This window comes from Bacteroides cellulosilyticus (assembly GCF_020091405.1).
In the GTDB taxonomy this organism is placed as follows: domain Bacteria; phylum Bacteroidota; class Bacteroidia; order Bacteroidales; family Bacteroidaceae; genus Bacteroides.
This window is the reverse complement of the sequence record NZ_CP081903.1, coordinates 3,832,971-3,851,775: the sequence shown is the minus strand read 5'-3', so window position 1 is coordinate 3,851,775 and position 18,805 is coordinate 3,832,971. Positions and strand designations below refer to the sequence as shown.

15 protein-coding genes are annotated in these 18,805 nt (G+C 45.0%); 6 read left to right on the top strand and 9 right to left on the bottom strand.

The window, feature by feature from the left end:
- Positions 1–25 precede the first annotated feature (25 nt).
- The 4 genes from K6V21_RS14100 to K6V21_RS14085 are packed head-to-tail and all read right to left on the bottom strand — an operon-like array spanning position 26 to position 6,298.
- The gene (locus tag K6V21_RS14100; RefSeq protein ID WP_224319001.1) at positions 26–895 is read right to left on the bottom strand and encodes a hypothetical protein; all 870 of its coding nucleotides are present in this window, start codon (positions 893–895) and stop codon (positions 26–28) included.
- Complete coding sequence (locus K6V21_RS14095) at positions 892–4,554, bottom strand: ATP-binding protein (protein ID WP_224319000.1); 3,663 nt, start codon at positions 4,552–4,554, stop codon at positions 892–894. The genes K6V21_RS14100 and K6V21_RS14095 overlap by 4 nt, the downstream gene beginning before the upstream one ends.
- On the bottom strand, positions 4,538–5,089 hold the full coding sequence (locus K6V21_RS14090) for a condensin complex protein MksE (protein ID WP_007665964.1): 552 nt from the start codon (positions 5,087–5,089) through the stop codon (positions 4,538–4,540). The genes K6V21_RS14095 and K6V21_RS14090 overlap by 17 nt, the downstream gene beginning before the upstream one ends.
- 12 nt (positions 5,090–5,101) lie before the next feature.
- Complete coding sequence (locus K6V21_RS14085) at positions 5,102–6,298, bottom strand: hypothetical protein (protein WP_224318999.1); 1,197 nt, start codon at positions 6,296–6,298, stop codon at positions 5,102–5,104.
- 198 nt (positions 6,299–6,496) lie between these two features.
- Between K6V21_RS14085 and K6V21_RS14080 the strand changes: the two genes are divergently transcribed.
- Both K6V21_RS14080 and K6V21_RS14075 read left to right on the top strand, forming a co-directional pair.
- The gene (locus K6V21_RS14080) at positions 6,497–7,189 is read left to right on the top strand and encodes a glycine zipper family protein (protein WP_224318998.1); all 693 of its coding nucleotides are present in this window, start codon (positions 6,497–6,499) and stop codon (positions 7,187–7,189) included.
- A gap of 27 nt (positions 7,190–7,216) precedes the next feature.
- Positions 7,217–7,396 (top strand): hypothetical protein, encoded by a 180-nt coding sequence (locus tag K6V21_RS14075; RefSeq protein WP_117706544.1) that lies wholly within the window; start codon positions 7,217–7,219, stop codon positions 7,394–7,396.
- Here the strand turns inward: K6V21_RS14075 and K6V21_RS14070 are convergent.
- The 3 genes from K6V21_RS14070 to K6V21_RS14060 all read right to left on the bottom strand — a co-directional run bounded on the left by K6V21_RS14070 (position 7,389) and on the right by K6V21_RS14060 (position 11,542).
- Positions 7,389–8,246 carry an MBL fold metallo-hydrolase gene (locus K6V21_RS14070; protein ID WP_224318997.1) on the bottom strand — a complete coding sequence of 286 codons (858 nt, stop codon included), beginning with the start codon at positions 8,244–8,246 and terminating at the stop codon, positions 7,389–7,391. The two genes, K6V21_RS14075 and K6V21_RS14070, sit on opposite strands and share 8 nt — an antisense overlap.
- 39 nt (positions 8,247–8,285) lie before the next feature.
- Positions 8,286–9,890 carry a sensor histidine kinase gene (locus K6V21_RS14065; protein ID WP_007665975.1) on the bottom strand — a complete coding sequence of 535 codons (1,605 nt, stop codon included), beginning with the start codon at positions 9,888–9,890 and terminating at the stop codon, positions 8,286–8,288.
- A 206-nt stretch (positions 9,891–10,096) separates the two neighbouring features.
- Positions 10,097–11,542 carry a DEAD/DEAH box helicase gene (locus K6V21_RS14060; protein ID WP_118295159.1) on the bottom strand — a complete coding sequence of 482 codons (1,446 nt, stop codon included), beginning with the start codon at positions 11,540–11,542 and terminating at the stop codon, positions 10,097–10,099.
- A 73-nt stretch (positions 11,543–11,615) separates the two neighbouring features.
- Between K6V21_RS14060 and K6V21_RS14055 the strand changes: the two genes are divergently transcribed.
- The 4 genes from K6V21_RS14055 (at position 11,616) to K6V21_RS14040 (ending at position 17,429) form a co-directional block, all read left to right on the top strand.
- Positions 11,616–12,557, top strand: a complete 942-nt coding sequence (locus K6V21_RS14055; RefSeq protein WP_224318996.1) for a GNAT family N-acetyltransferase — start codon at positions 11,616–11,618, stop codon at positions 12,555–12,557.
- Between the two features lie 229 nt (positions 12,558–12,786).
- Positions 12,787–14,262, top strand: a complete 1,476-nt coding sequence (locus K6V21_RS14050; RefSeq protein WP_117987375.1) for a sensor histidine kinase — start codon at positions 12,787–12,789, stop codon at positions 14,260–14,262.
- Between the two features lie 65 nt (positions 14,263–14,327).
- The gene (locus tag K6V21_RS14045; protein ID WP_224318995.1) at positions 14,328–15,953 is read left to right on the top strand and encodes an RluA family pseudouridine synthase; all 1,626 of its coding nucleotides are present in this window, start codon (positions 14,328–14,330) and stop codon (positions 15,951–15,953) included.
- A gap of 177 nt (positions 15,954–16,130) precedes the next feature.
- The gene (locus K6V21_RS14040; RefSeq protein ID WP_224318994.1) at positions 16,131–17,429 is read left to right on the top strand and encodes a glycoside hydrolase family 28 protein; all 1,299 of its coding nucleotides are present in this window, start codon (positions 16,131–16,133) and stop codon (positions 17,427–17,429) included.
- Between the two features lie 93 nt (positions 17,430–17,522).
- Here the strand turns inward: K6V21_RS14040 and nfo are convergent, their stop codons facing one another.
- Positions 17,523–18,359, bottom strand: coding sequence for a deoxyribonuclease IV (nfo, locus tag K6V21_RS14035; protein WP_007665986.1), 837 nt, complete (start codon positions 18,357–18,359; stop codon positions 17,523–17,525).
- A 69-nt stretch (positions 18,360–18,428) separates the two neighbouring features.
- Positions 18,429–18,731 carry a GNAT family N-acetyltransferase gene (locus K6V21_RS14030; RefSeq protein ID WP_021967813.1) on the bottom strand — a complete coding sequence of 101 codons (303 nt, stop codon included), beginning with the start codon at positions 18,729–18,731 and terminating at the stop codon, positions 18,429–18,431.
- Between the last annotated feature and the right edge of the window lie 74 nt (positions 18,732–18,805).

Sequence of the window (18,805 nt, the reverse complement as noted above, 5' to 3'; positions counted from 1 at the left end):
TATTATCAAAATCAGCCATCTCTCGTTACCCGATTATATACCCTTCTTGCTCATACCCCTTCCCATATCTATGGATCATCTCAACAAGAGGTACCAATCGTTCATCCATAATATCCATAAATTTATACCGGGCATACTGCACATCATAAAGCTTACGATTACCATTCTTCAGCCGTTCCTCTACATCTGCCGGGATAAAAAACTCAGAACGTTCTCTCAAAAAAACGTAAAACTCTCTCTGAAAGATTTCAATCCCCGCCAGGTCAAAGTCACCAAAATGAATATAACGATTAGGAATCATCTGCAACCAAGTGCGCAAGTCTGTTGATTGAGGGTAACGGGACACAAAAAGAACTTTCAAGTCATCAAATAAATATTGCTGCCCACGAATCCGCTGAAAATTCTCTCCATTTTCCATTCCTACCACAACCACATCATCGGGAATTCGAAAGTGCTCATAATCTTCTATAAAAATAGAAGCACCCTGCACAGGTTCAATCACTAACGGCTGCTCACGCAAAGTTGCCTCTATCGGACTATAACTATTCACGAGAAATCCCTTAAACCCACGAGTTTTCCGAACTTTAGAATTGCCTGCCATTGCCACCTGCTCCGCACGCGACACCGCTTCCTGACGAGACATCATCTCAATCCACTCCTCCAAACTCCCGTTTATGGAATAACGTTGGGCCAGAAAAGTGCGACATCCTTCCACATCACATATCCGATAACTGCCACGCCTCCCATAAGAACTTTGCACCAAAACACCTTCTTCCAATAGTTCTTCTGCCAGTGATACGGGAAACGAGGAATACCCCACAGATTCACCGTTCAACATCCGCGCAACCTTACGCGCCGCAGCCACGGTCATAACATATTCTTTCCCATTTCTCATGCCTTACTATATTTTAGCAAAGGCACCACCTGCGTATTAGAATGCCCATCTTTATTCAATAAATAAGTATATTTATAATCCTCCACATTATATGTAGTAGGCGAACTGTTCACCAACAGGATATTCCGGCAATTGGCAAAGTCCAAAATTCCCTTCACGTTGTTGGGATGCAATTTACCTATCTCATCCATCATGCAATGTATCTTGAAGTCACCGAACTTACGGGACGCCTTTTCTTTGAACACGTTGATAAGCATAATATTTACCATAGCCTTCACCAGAATATCTGTTCCATCAGAACCCACATTGGCAATCTTTTCCACCCATCCCGTATCATTATCATTTTCCTTGACCCGAAACTCCAATTTGAAAGTATCCGACAAAGCCAATTGTTTTCTGCCCGGATCGTCCAATAAATGTTTCATGAACGACAACAGATAACGTACCGCTGTCGCATTGACGTCTTCACGGGAAGCCTGCGAAAATAAATCCGCTTCTCCCATATTATGTTGGTTCTCATCACTGAATTTTTTTATCTCCAGTAACAACTGCATCAGTTTGTCACTGCTCGGCAAGGGGCGGAGGGATATTTCCTTTATCACTCCGGCAAAGTTCCGTTCTATAAAATCATCGTTGATATCACCAATGGTTTTACGAATCTCACTCTCATTTCGGGTCAAGTCTCCCACCTCCTTCGATATACGCCGGATAATATCAGTGTATCGTCCACTGATATGCTTCTGATAATCAGAAATTTTATCATTATCTACAAACTCGCATAAGTTCGAAGCAAAGTCATAGTAATCCTGTTCGCCAATCAGTTCAGTACGGAAATGAAATGTATTCTTCGCAGAAAAATAACCTTTGAATTGCATCACGGCTTTCTTGAAATCTTCCGTCTTTCTGATAAAAGAGACTATGAGCGACTTAAGTTCCTTCACAAGAGTATCACAGTTTTTCCTGGTAGGCTTCTCTCCCACTTCCATCGCTCCGGCCGGACAAAAAGTTTCGTCATTCAAAAAGGCATCTGCTTCCGCTAATCCGCTTTCTAATATCTGCAATTCCAACTTCAGCTTTTCCAAAACAGTATTTATTTCTTTCAGCCCGTTTTGTTGTTTCTCCCGTCGCAGTGCAAACCGCTCGTCCAAAGCCGAAAATTTGGCCTCATATTCTTTCTTCCGGCTACGCATGGCAGGTTCTTTATCAAAGAGTTCTTGCTTATCCTTTTCATAATAAGCCACCTGATTGCGATGCTCGCTGATATACCTCAATTCTTCCCTGATCTCTGCCAACCTCTCATCATATTTACGAATGGTTGCCACATCAGCTCCCTTGCCATTCAGTTCAGCATCCTGTGCCTGCCGGAGTTCTCTCTTCTGCTCTTCAATCAATTGCTTATGACGATTCATCTCCTGCCGAACTTCGTTAACATAACGGTCCAATTCAAGCTGAAGCTCTGTCTTAGCATCTTTATAGTTCTTCTGGCAAGCCTTCAACTGTTTCTCACGCTCAGACAGATATTTCTTTTTCTCTTCATCCGCCAGATAGAACCGATGAGCAATCTCATTCAGACCAGCCTGAAATTCTTCCATCCGTACTTTTTTCCACTCTTCTTCTTTCGTTTTCCAAGTAGCATGATCCGCTTGCAGATTCTTTAGCTTATAAGGAATTTGCCCTCGCTCAGCTTCCATCAGATGTTGTTGCTCAGCCATTTCCCTGATTTGTTTGGAGTACTTCTTCTCCAAGAGACTTATATTTTCATTCAATTCCTCAGCCAATCGTGTCAGTCGGTTGCAATGTTCTTGATAAACGATCTGCTTCGCTGCCCGCTCTTGTTTCATCTCTTCGGGAGTACGGATGCTTCGATCAATGGCCGACAAGTTCAATGAAACGCCGAATAAAGTCCCGGCATCATCCGTCAAACGGGGATTCAATTCATGATTGTACAACACCGACTCCTCATCCGCCACCTTGCCTATCGTTTCTCGCCAACCGGGATTATGCTGTTCCAGCCAATCGCAAAAAGAACCTTCTCGCTTCTCTATCAATGCATCCAATGCCTGCAACTGTCCTTCTACATCCGCCTTTTCCCTACGCACTGCATCCATGCTTTTCTGAGCCGCCATCTCCAACTCTTTGCGTTTTAGCTCACATTCATTCCTCCGTTGACCGATGTCCATTTGCTGCCGACGTATCTGCAAATCCAGTTCCTTATCCCTTCTGCGCAATTCATCAATACCAGCTTCACAATCAGAAATTTCTTTCTTATAGTGTTCTTCATGAAGCATTTTCTGCTGCTTCAATTTCATCTGCATCTCCTCGCCACGCAGTTGTGCCAATCGTTGCTCCACCGTTTGCAGCTTTTCCTCAGACGCCTCCCGCACTTTATCCTCTTCAGCGCGAGACTGTGCCATAGCTTTCTCCTGACGTTCGGCAACAGATGATCTTTTTTCGAGAATCTGAGTCTGCTTATTATTTTCGAACAAACTCAAATCGGCATCCAGATTCTTAAACAACGAACTGTATTTGGACAGCACATCCTGATAGGCCCGTGTCAGTTCTTCCTTCATGATCGAGATGCGTGCCAATTCTCCGTTTTGCAATCCCTCCTGTGCCACCCGCTTTATGATTTCCTCTATGTTGATTTGCTCATAATGGAGTCGTTTTTCATGCACCTGCTTCAACAACGTCTCAATGCCACCTTTGCCACTAACAAGAGTATCTCTTTCCTTATTATATTTCTCTCTCAATTCATCAATCAGCCGGATAGACCGTTCACGTTCAACCTCCGTTTTATTTATCTTCTCTCTGATATGAGGGATTTCCTGCAACGCCTGTTTCTCAGCATAGTTCAACTCGGCACGTTCCTCATCTATCTGTTTGTGGGAATAAATCAGGTCACGATACGAATTTATCACCTTATCCGCTATCTTCCGCACGGGAATCTCGCCATTCTTGTTTTTGGTAAACCAAAGCATCACGTCATTATACTCCTGCTCAAACTCTTTTATCTGGCTTCGATAAAAACTCAAGTCAACAAAAACCTCTTCATCGGTCATGGAACGAATAATGGTATCTTTTATAAAATCGGCATCCAGCTTAGAGTTGAGGAAGACGTTCTGTATGGTACGCGGAATATTCTGGTACTTGGCACTTTCCACGATGGCGAATTTCCGGTAAGGAGTCATGTCCTGTTTACGGTTGTTGCCGAAGATAATGTCACGATACATCTCGTAGACGGTGATTTGCGAGGTAATCTGGCGTTTTCCACCGATACGTTCGCGGATACGCCCCCACTCCGGATACACCTCATTATGTTCATTGATGAACCAATCCCTCTCAAACGAAGCATCTACAAAACGGAAAGCCACTCTCCCCTGTGATTTGGCAGCCACCACACAGTAGGCTCCATTCTCACGCATCACCTCATAGATGATGTAAGAATTGGAGTATGGGAAGTAGAATGCATCAAAACTCTTCTTCTCCTTGGGGATGCCGAGCTTAAGTTTATCGGCATTGTAGAAAAACAACAAAGCGCGGAGCAATGTACTCTTCCCCACTCCCTGCGTACCAATGAAATGTACATTACCATCCAGTTTCACCTCTGCATAAGGAATATGGGCACTGTTCAGAAAAATAATCTTATTCAGGTATCTCATCTTGCACCTCCTCCGATATAGTGATACAGTCAATCAATTCTTCCATATAATGGAAAGCAGTCAGCACTTTGTATGTCCCGTCCACTTCATTTTCCTTTTCTATAAATCCCATCTTTTCCAGTTCATTAATCAGTTTAGCCACTACTTCCTCATGCTTCTTTTTGTCGGAGAACAGTTTGGAAGCTTTCTCCTTCAACTCCATATCACAACCGATCTGAATTTCAATATCAGCCGCACGAAACAGGAATCCGGGACCGAAAGCCGAATGATAGGTTTTCAAGAAACTCATATAATCAATCCATTTCAAGGCAGCCTCCAATTTGCGCTCCAAATCCACTTTCGCCTCTTTGCGCGTAAAATGATAGTAACCGTCTCCCCCTTCCAGATAAAGTCCGATTCCCTGATAATATTCATAATAATCGGGTAAGTCCTCTTCAATAGCATCATAATAACGCTTCACCTGAGTGGAAATACTGTTCGAGGAAATAAACCCTCCTTTACTAAGTATATTGAAAATCTCTTCGGTATATTTCATATTCAAAAAGTTTTATTTGGCGTAAATCAAAGGATATTCCACATTGCCCGAGCACTCATAGCTTTCCGTAAAATTGAGTTCATCAGCATATTGGGAAGCCAACTGACAAAAATAAATCAGTTTATCTCCACGGGATACTTCCTTGCGAAAGCGATAGTTCATCACGAAACCAAACAGATGCATCCCGGAGGCCATAAAAGCGTTGTACACTTCCCGCAGGTTTATCGCGTCAATCTGTTGCGACTGATTATCCAAATACCCTTCAGGAATAGCTTCAGCCAGATTTTTCGGACCATGCTTCCTGTTCTTTTGCTGTGCTGCCAACTTCCTGACGGCTTGAAAAGCCTCATCCGAAGTTCGCAGATAATCTATCGACAATTTTATGCGGTAGTTCGTCTGAGGTTCCATCCATAACGGATGACGTTGCGAAACAACTTGCCGGATAGTCGTGTTCTCTTCCAACAGGAACTGGTCTTTCAGATACTTCAGTTTCCTTATCTTTTCAAAGATACGGTTCTGATAGTCTATCAGGTTCAGGTAATGGACAATCTGCCGGTGAATTTCAAGCAGATTATGATAAGAATCGTTCAATTGCAGCTTGACGTCGCTCACCACATTCCGCATTTGCACATCCATGGCTACGCGGAAAAAGACCGGTTGCTGGTTATCAATCAGCTCCTCACTTTTAGTTATCAGCAAAGAGATGTTCTTAAGCTTTTCGCTTAGTCTTATTAACTTCGCCTTTTTTATTTGGTAGTTGGGTTCATTCTTATAAGTATTATCCATGTTCCTTTTCAGGTCCATTACATTACGGACAGTGGTAAGGGCAATGTTTTTCAGGCAGCGTTTAACTTCGCGTTGATAATTATACTTGCGCTTTTCATTACTTTCTTTCAGGTAATAATCTATATTTTCATTGAGGCGGGTAAGATAGTCCTGTACAAAAGACACGTTGATTTCTTCATTCACTTCCAACACGTCTTCAAAGAACTTCAGATAGAGATCTTCCATTTCAAGAAAGTCACCCGTGTCACGTATTACACCGTAGTCGATCAGATAACGGATACGCTCTTCTTTATACTCTGTCATCTCAAGCGCATAATCATAACGAAACGAAAGCGACTTTCGCTTGGCAAACATTTCTTTCAGTAGTTCTTTCTCGCGTTCAAGGCTCTTCACTAATTCTTCTATGGAACGAAAAGTACTCATAGTCCTTACTTTTTATTTCCCGCAAAAATAGACTATATCCTTCAATCCCACAATATTCTAAAGAACTTTTGTTCAATAAAACCACCTTTTCCAGCCAAAGTGAACAATAAAAACAGAAGCCGCACTTCAGCAAACAAAATTTTATCCATACCTTTACAGAGTTCTAATGCGCATATACATACTAAATAGGATTTTGATATGAAGAAACTGATTAGCATGCATTTTATAGGGATATTGGCATTAGCCATATTGTGTAGCGGATGTAGCACCAACCGCATGGCGGCGGGTGACCCGGGCGCCGTATTGGCGGGAGCCGCCATCGGAGGCAATGTAGGAGGCGCCATCGGCGGGCTGATAGGCGAGAACAACCGAGGATGGAGAGGAGGTTACCGTGGTTCTGCCATCGGCACTATTGTGGGAACCATTGCCGGAGCCGCCATTGCCAATGCCGCCACCGCCCCCAAACAAACGGAAGAATACAGCTACCGGGTAGAGAGAACCCAGCCCACCTATAATTCCCGACCGGAAGCGCGCCCCTCCGCCATCAACAACCTGAAGATACGCAATATACGTTTCATTGACGATAGCCGCGACCACGTAATCAATGCGGGTGAGAATTGCAAAGTCGTCTTCGAAATTATGAACGAGGGAAACAGGACCGCCTTCAACGTGGTGCCGGTAGTGGCGGAAGTCACGGGCATGAAGCACATCTATATCTCGCCATCCGTCATGATAGAACAAATCGCTCCCCGCGAAGGCGTGAAATACACCGCCAACATCAGCGCCGGAGAACGGATAAAGACGGGAGAAGTCATCTTCCGCATTGCCGTAGCCGACGAGAACGGAGAGGAATATGACTGGCAAGAGTTTTCATTGCCCACCCAACGATGAACAATCTCTAATTAAAACAATAAAATCATGGCCGACAACTATTTAGAAAAGCAATACGAAGCATACGAAGCAAGAAAAGCCGCTTGGGAAAAAGAACGCAAATACGGGAAGAAGCCCTCCCCTGCCAAGCGCCCGAAAACGGAGGAAAAGTCAAAAGGGAGTGAAGAAACACCCCCTATCATATCCCATCCGGAAAGTACTATTTAAACCCCGGAGGCGGCAAATGCATTCCCGCCATTGTCAATCCATTTTCCTTGGCATACCAGAGGAAGTGTTTACGTGACTTCACCGCCGCATCCTTATCCATATCATACGCAGCACAGATTTCGGGATGTTCCAATTGAAGGGCGGCTCCGTGAATCAAATCGGCTATCACCAATAGCTTGCCCGCCTGGTACACCGTATGGCCGGGAGTGTGCCCTTCCGCATTCATGGTAACCACATTCCCCGGCAAGGTTTCACCAAATTCAAACAAGTGTAAACGATCCTTATAAGCGTTCATGGTCTTCACCACTTGCGCATTCCTATCGGAAGGCATCTTGAGCCAGGCATCATACTCCACTTTCGATGCATACACCTCGGCATTAGGGAAGACAATGCTATCTCCCTTCATCATCCCTCCGATGTGGTCACCGTGGAAGTGAGTGAGATACAGATACTTGATATCAGCGGGGGTTACTCCCAAAGAGGCCAACCCCGACAATAGACGGCTATCCGGCGCTCCCATTCCCGTATCAAACAAAATCCGGACACCATCCGTTTCTACCAGAAAAGTGCTCATGGACGAAGGTATCCCATCCGCCAACTTCAAGCTATCTATCAGCTCATCACTGGCATCGGCGAAAAGCGTCCTCTCCATAAGACGCTCTTTTGCATTATCCTGTATCCAGGTGACCTTCACTCCATCCAGTTGTAAGGTTTTCAAACCGTCACATGCCATAGTTGTACTATCCATACTTACTTCCTCATTAGTTTGTTTCTTTGCACCGCCGCCACAACCTACCAGCAACAATACAATTGATGCAACAACCCAATATCTCCATGTTTTGTTCTTCATTGGTCTACTAATTTTTTAGTTCATGAATAATAGCTTTGATTATGCCGACTCGGCACAAGGATGCGTAAACCAGAAACGGCTACCGACGCCTACCTCAGACTCAAGCCCGATAGTGCCGCCAAGATGCTCGATAATACTCCGGCAGATGGATAATCCCAGACCGGTGCCTTTGGAAAAAGTATTAAGTTTCACAAAGCGGTCGAACACCTGCCCCACCGCATCCGGAGCAATACCAATACCCGTATCTGTTACGGAGAATTCTATCTCATTGGTATCCTCCTTAAAGTGATACTCAAGAGTGATTTGCCCTTCGCTCGTAAACTTAAGGGCGTTATTGATAAAGTTAGTGACAACCTGCATCAAACGCTTCTTATCTGTATAAATACGATAATCGGGCAAATTAGAAGCCAGCAATACGGGCACGGGCTTATCTTCCTTGATTTCATAACCGCGAAGTATGTCTTCACAAAAGTCTTTGATGTTCAGATACCCCATATTGAAGTCGAGCGTCCCCGCCTCTATCTTCGACAAATCCAGAATATCGGATATCAATTGCAAGAGCAACTCTGTGTTCTCCTGCATGATTTCAATATACCCCTGACGTTCTTTCTTGTCATCTTCCTCAACGAGCATACTTGCAAAACCAACAATCGCATTCAACGGAGTACGGATTTCATGACTCATATTGGCCAGGAAAGCCGACTTCAGGCGGTCCAGATTCTCCGCCTTCTCCTTGGCTATCCTTAATTCTTCTTCTATCTTTTTCTGATGGTCGATGTCGACACTGGTGATGACGTGCGCCATCTGTCCGTCTATCCAGGGGAATGCGGCACTGAACACGCGAAACCAGCATTTGTCGAACGGGCGTTGATAGTCCCAGGAGTAAACCCTGGTGGGCTGGCCGTTTTCATCAATCAAGTGCCTTTTAGGGCAGAACTCACACTCGCCCGTTTTATCGGTGTAGAGCGCTTGCCAGCACTTCTTCCCCTCAAAATGCCTGATGCCGCCATACGGGGCGGCCATAGACGCATTGGCATATAGCATATCATGAGAATCGAAAGAGTTCACATAAATGTCCACTCCCATATTGTTCATAATGCTACCCAGCGTGTTGCTTGCCCGCACTTCTCTTTCCTTATATTCCCTGACCGCTATTTCCTTGGAGAGCGAGCCCAATATCAGATGAATCATCTGGAGCTCGTCTTCGGCGAAAGGTATCGAGGCTTCTTCCCTATCCGCAAACCCGATAAATCCGATAATCTTGCCTTCGGAATCTTCGAATTGCCTGATTAGCAAAGAATCCACTCCATAAAAATCCAGAATATCCATATCGGACAAAGATATATTCCCACCCTTACGTGTATAAAAGGGTTTCTTTCCAGCCTCTATACGATCAGAATGTTGTGTGGTCATCTCTCCCATTTCAAAACGAGACCTCAGGGTGCCACCTTCATTTCCGATGGTTTCCTTCAAAAAGAAATAGCGGAAGCCATCCGTTTGATAAACAAACCCTTTCTTGAATCCATAGTAATTACAAATGTCTATCAACGACTTCGTGATTTTCCTTTCAATAGATTCATGGCCATTCAACCGTTCTAAAAACTGAAGTAGAAATACACTTAAACTTTCCTTGCTTTTGGTCATATAATCTTTAGTTCCTTAAGTTTAGACTACTCGGAACGAATTCTCGTTTTTTCCTCCAAGCATTCAAGCCGCTAATATACAAACTTTTAAAGACAATAGAGCATTTTTACCAAGTTTTTAAATATTAAATATTTTCCTTTTCACACAAAGTAAGATAAAGGGAAACCTATTTTATTTTACAAGTACTTCAAAAGCATATACAACTTTCAATCATAGTTTTCGTAGCGCGAACGCAACTTTGCCGGACTTTTAGGTGACGGCTCCGGCTTCCCTGAACCCGACTTCTTTTGCCCGGATTGCTGGACAGGTCGAGGTCTTTCGGGACGGTTATTATTCCGCTTGGGCTTTTCGGCAGATACCACCGCCTTTTGAGTGCTTCCGGTTGGTTCGACCGGTCTCTTTCTGTCCTCCCGCCTCCTATTGTTCTGAGGTCTTCCTCCCTGAGTGCGGCTTTGCGATTTGGGTGCAATGTTTTGGGTAGAAGAAGTAGTAGGAGAAGCGGCAGGCTCTCCCAAAGAAGGCAAATTGTGCTTTTGTTGCACCAGCTTTATACCCGTAAGTTTCTCTATCTCACGTAACATGGGGGCTTCTTCGCTTGAGCAAAAAGCAATGGCACGTCCTTCGCAACCCGCACGTCCCGTACGTCCGATACGGTGCACGTAGGTCTCCGGAACGTCGGGCAAATCAAAATTGAGAACCAGGTCCAGACCTTTTATATCGATGCCCCGAGCAGCAATATCCGTAGCAATAATCACATTGGAACGCCCTTCCTTAAAGTTGCTCAACGCACGTTGGCGGGCATTCTGTGACTTGTCTCCATGTATGCTTTCGCAAGCAATGCCACGACGAGACAGGTAGCGGGCAATGTTATCCGCTCCATGCTTGGTACGGGAGAAAACCAGCACCTGATGGCCTGCCTCTCCGAGCAACAATTGAGCCAATAATTCTTTCTTCTGAGGTTTCTCTACCCGGTAGACGGACTGGCTGATAATCTCCACAACACTGGATGCCGGAGTTACTTCCACACGCGCCGGATTGTGCAACAAACTCTTGGCAAGACGGTCGATACTATCGGGCATGGTGGCCGAGAAGAAAAGGGTTTGCTTCTTGGGCGGGAGCTTGGGCAAGAGGCGTTTGACGTCATGGATAAATCCCATGTCGAGCATACGGTCGGCCTCATCAAGAACGAAGTGGCGAACATCGTCGAGGCGGATAAAGCCTTGCGACATCAGGTCGAGCAAACGTCCGGGAGTAGCCGTCAGGATGTCCGTCCCGGCACGAAGCTCATCGGTTTGCGACTTTTGTTTCACTCCGCCGAAGATAACCGTGTGGCGCAAGGTCGTATAGCGTGTATAGTCCGCCAACGATTCATCAATCTGAATCGCCAACTCCCGGGTTGGGGTCAGGATAAGCGCACGGATGCTACGCGGAGCACCTTTGCGTTGGGGCATAGGGGCGGCAAGCAATTGCTCGATGATGGGTACGGCGAAAGCGGCGGTTTTGCCGGTTCCGGTTTGCGCCAGTCCCAACAAATCACGGCCGGTCAGGGCTTCGGGTATAGCTTGTTCTTGGATAAGTGTGGGGGTAGAATAGTTTTTTTCGAGGAGCGCACGGCACACCGGCTCCGAAATATTCATCTGTTTAAATGTCATCATTTCTTTTTATTACGGCACAAAGGTACGATTTTACAGGGAATTATCACTATATTTGCATGAAAAAGGAATCATGAGAGTACATCACATCGCCATCTGGACCTTCCGCCTGGAGGAATTAAGGAACTTCTATATCCGGTATTTTAGCGGAAAGAGCAACGAAAAATATATCAACCCCAAGAAAGGTTTCGAATCATACTTCATCTACTTTGATGAAGGTCCGTCATTAGAATTAATGAGCCGCACGGACGTGCAAAACACTCTGATAGAAGAAAACAGGTTAGGTCTCACCCACTTCGCCCTTGCCTTTCAAAGCAAAGAGGACGTACTCAAGACTACGGAACAACTCCGGGCAGACGGTTATACCATAGCCGGAGAACCGCGCACTTCAGGCGATGGTTATTTCGAAAGCGTCATACTTGATCCTGACGGAAACCGCGTAGAATGTGTCTATCGGAAAGAAGAAACTTCGGAAGAACCCGACGCCCCAATTGAAACGGAACGGTTGCTACTACGCCCCTTCGTGGAGAGCGATGCAGAGGCCCTCTTTGCCTGTTGCCGAAACCCCAACATAGGAAACAATGCGGGTTGGCAACCTCACGCAAGCCTGGAGGAATCACGGGAAGTACTTCGCTCCGTATTCTTATCCCAGAAAGGGGTATGGGCCATTACCCTGAAAGACAACGGGCAATTGATTGGCTCCATCGGCATCATCGCCGACCCTAGACGCGAAAACCCGCAAGTACGTATGCTGGGATATTGGCTCGACGAGGCTCAATGGGGAAAAGGCTATATGACGGAGGCGGTAAAAGCGGTACTAAACTACGGTTTCGGCACGCTAAAACTAAGTCTTATCACCGCTAACTGTTACCCCCATAACGAGCGCTCTCAACAAGTATTGAAACGCCAGGGCTTTGTGCATGAGGGTACGCTTCATCAGGCCGAAGTGACTTATGACGGACATGTATATGACCATCAATGCTATTACCTGACAAATCCGAAACATCAAAAATGAGTCTATAAAAGGGAAAAATAAGATTTACATTCATATAGTCCTTTTTTAAGACATCATAAATTCAGCGTTACGATACAAACGAAGTTAATCCTCACATTTTTATCCATTTGTGTGGGAATTCAAAATAATCGTGTAACTTTGCGAATGAGATTTTCTTTAGAATCTCCACTGGTAACGGATATAGGCGCGTGCTTTTATGACAAATAATATAGCTCAAAAAAATGACTCTATGAAAAAACGATATCGGATACTCAAAAGGGTATCTGTCATTTTAATTCTCCTTGCTCTATTCACAAAGATGCATGCGCAAAAAGTGCAATATACCCAATGCCACCACATCCTCACACACTCTTACGAACAGTTGTTACCCGTTTACAAGAACCTTAATAAGATTCTGAATACAGAAATCAATGCAGAAGAGACTTCGCAGGAGGACTACACCATAATCAAAATACCTTTCCGCATCGAGCATCACAAAACTCTACTTATCGGTATTTTTACCCTGGGCGCCTTTGCCATTTGTTTTTTCATCCTATATCCGTTGTTCCTCTATTTCAGGGAGTCAAAACGGAAACGTGCCACCCAAAGGGAATTAATCAGGGAAAAGGAATTGCTATCATTATCACTTGAAAAGAGCGATATCTATGCCTGGAAATATGTGGAATCCACCAACACCTTCTCATGCGATAAAGAATTCTTTGAGCATCTGGACATGCCTTTCCGCACGTTCACTCTACAAGAGATGACCGAGGCCATACACCCGGAAGACCGAACGGATGTGCTGACCACCTTCTACCGGGTAAAGAGCCAGGAAGATTCAAAAGCACATACTCAATGCCGGTGCAACTTCAATGGCAAAGGGTACATCTGGTACGAACTTCGCTATGTCAACCCCACGAAAGCCATGGCGGAAACCGCCTCCATCATAGGGTTGGTGACTAATGTGCAACACTTCAAAGATAAAGAAGAAGAGTTGATGAAGGCCAAAGACCTGGCGATAGAGGCAGAACTTAAGCAATCATTCCTCGCCAATATGAGCCATGAGATACGCACACCGCTCAATGCAATCGTAGGCTTCTCCAACCTGTTGGTCAGTGAAGATGACTTGTCCGATGACGAGAAAGCGGACTTTATCAATACCATCAATAGCAATTGCGAACTTCTTCTAAAACTCATAAACGACATATTGGAATTATCTCGTATCGAATCCGGCAAAATGGCTTTCTCCTTTTCAACTTGCAACCTGAATAGCTGGATTGACAATATGTACATGACTCATTCCTTATTGATACCCAAGGAGATTGAGTTCATAAAAGAAGTGCCCGATGCCACCTTCTTCATCCATACGGACGTGAACCGGCTTAGTCAGATCATTACCAATTTCCTGAACAATGCTGCCAAATTCACCAAGTCGGGATTCATAAAACTGGGATATGAGATAGACTTCTCGAACTATGAAATTTCCATCTATGTGGAAGATACCGGAAAAGGCATTCCGAAAGAAGAACAACGGATGATATTCGAACGTTTCTACAAGCAAGACGAATTTGTTCAGGGCACCGGCCTGGGGCTTTCCATAAGCATGGTCATAGCTGAAAAACTGGGTGGAAAAATCTCCGTTAGCTCCGAGGCCGGAAAGGGAAGCCGGTTCACCTTCACCCTACCCTACCATAATGAGAGTGAAGAACTTTTCTCCGTCGGATAATATATAATCAGAAAGCACGGCACCATGATACGCTTATTATAAGAAATGAGTATCTTTGCGCCATTATGTTGCACCGTTTCAAGACTTCCATAGCAAATATTCCACTTCCGGAAAGGTTTACTTATCCTTTCTGCTACACTCCCCATCCATTATGCGTGATGGCGGCGGAAGAGGTGCAACACTATCTCAACCGGCAACATGAATGGAAAGAAGAACTAAGTCGGGGGAAGATGTTCGGAGTGCTGGTGGTGCAGACCGGAAATAGGGAGATTGGTTACCTGGCGGCGTTTTCGGGCATATTGGCGGGGAAGAACCAACACTCCTACTTCGTTCCGCCCGTATATGACTTGTTGCAACCGCAAGGTTTCTTCAAAGTCGAAGAGGAAAACATCTCCGCCATCAACCGGCGCATCAAGCAATTGGAAGAGGACAAGGAATACACTTCTTTGTTGTCCGAGCTCACCCGGACCCACCAACAAGCCCGGGAAGCACTGGACATAGCCAAACAACAATTAAAAGAAGCGAAAGAGAAAAGAGAATTGCGTAGAAAGGAAGCCGGACTCACTACCGAAGAAGAAGCCCGCCTGATACGCGAAAGCCAATTTCAAAAAGCGGAATACAAACGGCTGGAACGTTCCTGGAAAGAAAAGATAGCCGCTTTGCAAGTGGAAGTCAATAACCGGGAAGAACTAATTCAAGAGTTGAAGGTGGAACGCAAAAGCCGTTCCGCCGCCCTGCAACAACAATTATTCGGGCAATTCAGAATGTTGAACTACCGGAAGGAGGTGAAAACCTTGTGTGATATATTCAGCCAAACCGTGCACAAAACTCCTCCCGCCGGTGCCGGAGAATGTGCCGCCCCTAAATTATTGCAACAAGCCTATCTGCACGGCTGGAAACCCATTGCTATGGCAGAGTTCTGGTGGGGCAACTCTCCCAAAGCCGAAATCCGCCATCATGGTTATTATTATCCCGCTTGTAAAGGTAAGTGCGAGCCTATCTTGCAACACATGCTTCAAGGGTTGGAAGTAGAAGAAAATCCTATGCTACAACTTCCGGAACAGGGCTACGGGAAATTAAGAATAGTCTATGAGGACGAATGGTTACTGGTAGTCAACAAGCCTTCCGGAATGCTCTCTGTGCCCGGTAAGGGTGAAAAGGAGTCCGTATATAGTCTGGCAAGGCAACTCTATCCGGAAGCCGACGGGCCGATGATTGTGCACCGGCTGGACATGGCTACATCGGGACTTTTAATCGTTGCCAAGAATAAAAAGGTGCATCAACACTTGCAAGCCCAGTTCAAGAATCATAGCATCCGAAAAATGTATATAGCCCTGCTCGACGGCATCATTCCCCAAGACGAGGGAACCATCGAGCTTCCCATCTGTCCGGATCCGCTGGACCGTCCCCGGCAGGTGGTGAACATGGAGTACGGCAAACCCGCCATCACTCATTATCAGGTTCTTGAGCGGACGGACAAATGCACACGCATAGCTTTTCATCCGCATACAGGGCGCACTCATCAGCTCCGTGTGCATGCCGCACATCCGTCAGGTCTGCATTGTCCCATCATAGGCGACGAGCTTTACGGGAGAAAGGATAAACGCCTCTACCTGCATGCCGAGTCCATCGAATTTACCCATCCCGCCGACGGACGGATCATCCGTATCACGGAAAAGGCTGACTTCTGATGATTGCTTCTTCTCTTTTTCTCCTTCACAAGAGAGAGTCAAAAAGCCTATATAAACTGACAAATAGCTTAGGAATTGAACCTTTTCATTCCCACCATATCCGGATTTTATTCCCTATTTTTGCAAACGGATAAATCTATCCGATCAAGCACTATTAACCAACTAATGATTAAAACCATGAAATTCGTAACTTTAGCATGTAGTTTACTTTTCTGCCTGTCCTCTTTCGCACAAGAGAATTTTCCTGACGGAACTCCTATTCCCGACTGGTTCAGACAAAACGAAATCGTAAATATTGAAACACTGGGTGACAAGTACAAGATTACAGATTATAGCGTTGTAAATGATAGCACCCTGATGCAAACAGAAAAGATTCAAGCGGTCATCGACCAGGCTTCGTCCAAAGGCGGTGGCGTAGTCATCATCCCGAAAGGTACTTACCTGAGTGGTGCGCTTTTCTTCAAACCGAAAACCCATCTTTATCTGGAAGAAGGAGCCGTACTGAAAGGTAGCGATGATATCAGCAATTTCCCCATAATCAATACCCGCATAGAGGGGCAATCACTGAAGTATTTCGCCGCACTGGTGAATGCTGACGGAGTCAATGGTTTCACCATCTCCGGCAAAGGCACAATCAACGGTAACGGTCTGCGCTATTGGAAATCTTTCTGGTTGCGCCGTTCCGTCATTCCTAAATGTACCAATATGGATGAGTTGCGTCCGCGCCTAGTACACATTTCCAATAGCAATGATGTACAGATTTCAGGAGTACGTCTCATCAATTCTCCGTTCTGGACAACGCATATTTATAAATGTAATAATGTGAAATTGCTGAATTTATACATCTTCTCTCCGGCAGCTCCGGTCAAGGCTCCCAGCACGGACGCTATTGATATTGATGTATGTAGCAATGTATTGGTTAAGAATTGCTATCTCTCGGTTAACGATGATGCCATTGCTCTGAAAGGTGGAAAAGGCCCGTGGGCTGATAAGGATTCCAACAACGGAAGTAACACTAACATTATTATAGAAGATTGTACGTATGGTTTCTGCCATAGTGCACTGACTTGTGGTAGCGAATCTATTCATAACCGTAATATTATCCTCCGCCGTTGCACAATCAATCAGGCAAGCCGCTTGCTATGGTTGAAAATGCGTGCCGACACTCCTCAGAATTACGAGTATATCCTTGTTGAAGACATCAAAGGAAATGCCAAGAGTTTCCTCTACGTCAAGCCGTGGACACAATTCTTTGACCTCAAGGACCGGAAGGATGTTCCGATGTCCTACTCAGACCACGTGACGATGCGTAATATTGACTTCGATTGTGATGTATTCTTCAACGTAAGTGCATCCGAACAATACAAATTGTCGAATTTCAAGTTCGAGAATCTGAATATCAAGGCGAAGAATGGAGATTGCGATAAGTCAGTGATCTCATCGTTTGAATGGGATAATGTGAAGGTGAATCAATAAAATTAAGAAATAGCTATAGACAATAATTCCTGCAAAGTTTCCGAGAGAATCGAATTTTGCAGGAATTATTGTTTTTATATAGCATACAAATAACTATTCAAAGCTACGCAACAACTTTATTTCTTCCGCCCAGAGCGTTTCATCCGGTGTTTCCAGAATGACAGGCATGTTGTCGAAACGTTCGTCTTTCATAAAACGCTTGAAGAAATCAATCCCTAACAAGCCTTTCCCGATGCTATCATGGCGGTCTACATGGCTACCCAACTCTTTCTTCGTATCATTCAAGTGAATGCCCCGCAAATAATTGAAGCCAACTACCTCGTCGAACTCACGGAATACTTTATCATATTCCCCTACTATATCATAACCTGCCGAATAGGTGTGGCAAGTATCCAGGCATACCCCTACACGTGATTTATCTTCTACCCGGTCGATGATATGCTTCAATTGCCAAAACTCATTACCTACATTGCTACCCTGCCCTGCCGTATTTTCAATAACGGCCGTTACCCCTTTCGTTTTGCTCAATGTAATGTTGATGGACTCGGCAACCTTATCCAGACATTCCTCCACCGAAATCTTATTAAGATGGCTTCCCGGATGGAAGTTCAGGAGTTGCAAGCCTAATTGCTCACAACGTTGCATCTCATCCAGAAATGCGGCACGGCTTTTCTCCAATCCTTCTTCTTCCGGATGCCCCAGATTAATCAGATAACTATCATGGGGCAGGATATAGCGGGCATCAAAAGAGAATTTCTCACAATTGCCCTTGAACTCGCGAATGCTTTCCTCCGTCAACGGTTTGGCTACCCATTGCCGTTGATTCTTTGTGAACAAGGCGAATGCATTCGCACCTATCTCATGGGCATTAACGGGAGCTATTTCTACTCCACCACTTGCACTCACGTGCGCTCCAATATATTTTTTCATATCTGTTCTTTATATGATGATTAAAAACGGAAGCAAGATAGAGAAAAATCCGAAGATGGCAAAATCAATTTAGAGTGCACACGTCCCTTCTCCGGCATAATCCTTTCCTGTCTTTCCATTATATTCAGGATGTCTTTCCAGCCAAACCACGGCATAAGAGCATGTTGCCACCGGCACTAATCCATTGGCCAAAGCATAGTCATAAGCCGCCTTTACCAAAGCAGAGGCAATGCCTCTCCCGCTGATTTCATCGGGAACAATCGTATGGCGCACATCCAGCGCACCATCAGTGACATGATACATCAGACGGGCAGTTTCCCCATCCACCGTTGTCTGAAAAACTTTTTTCTCGGGATAATGTTCTATATTCATAATCTGTTTCCTTTATTGGGTGAATAAATAAATAACAAGACTCTCTATATTAAATAACAGATTTCAGTAACTTT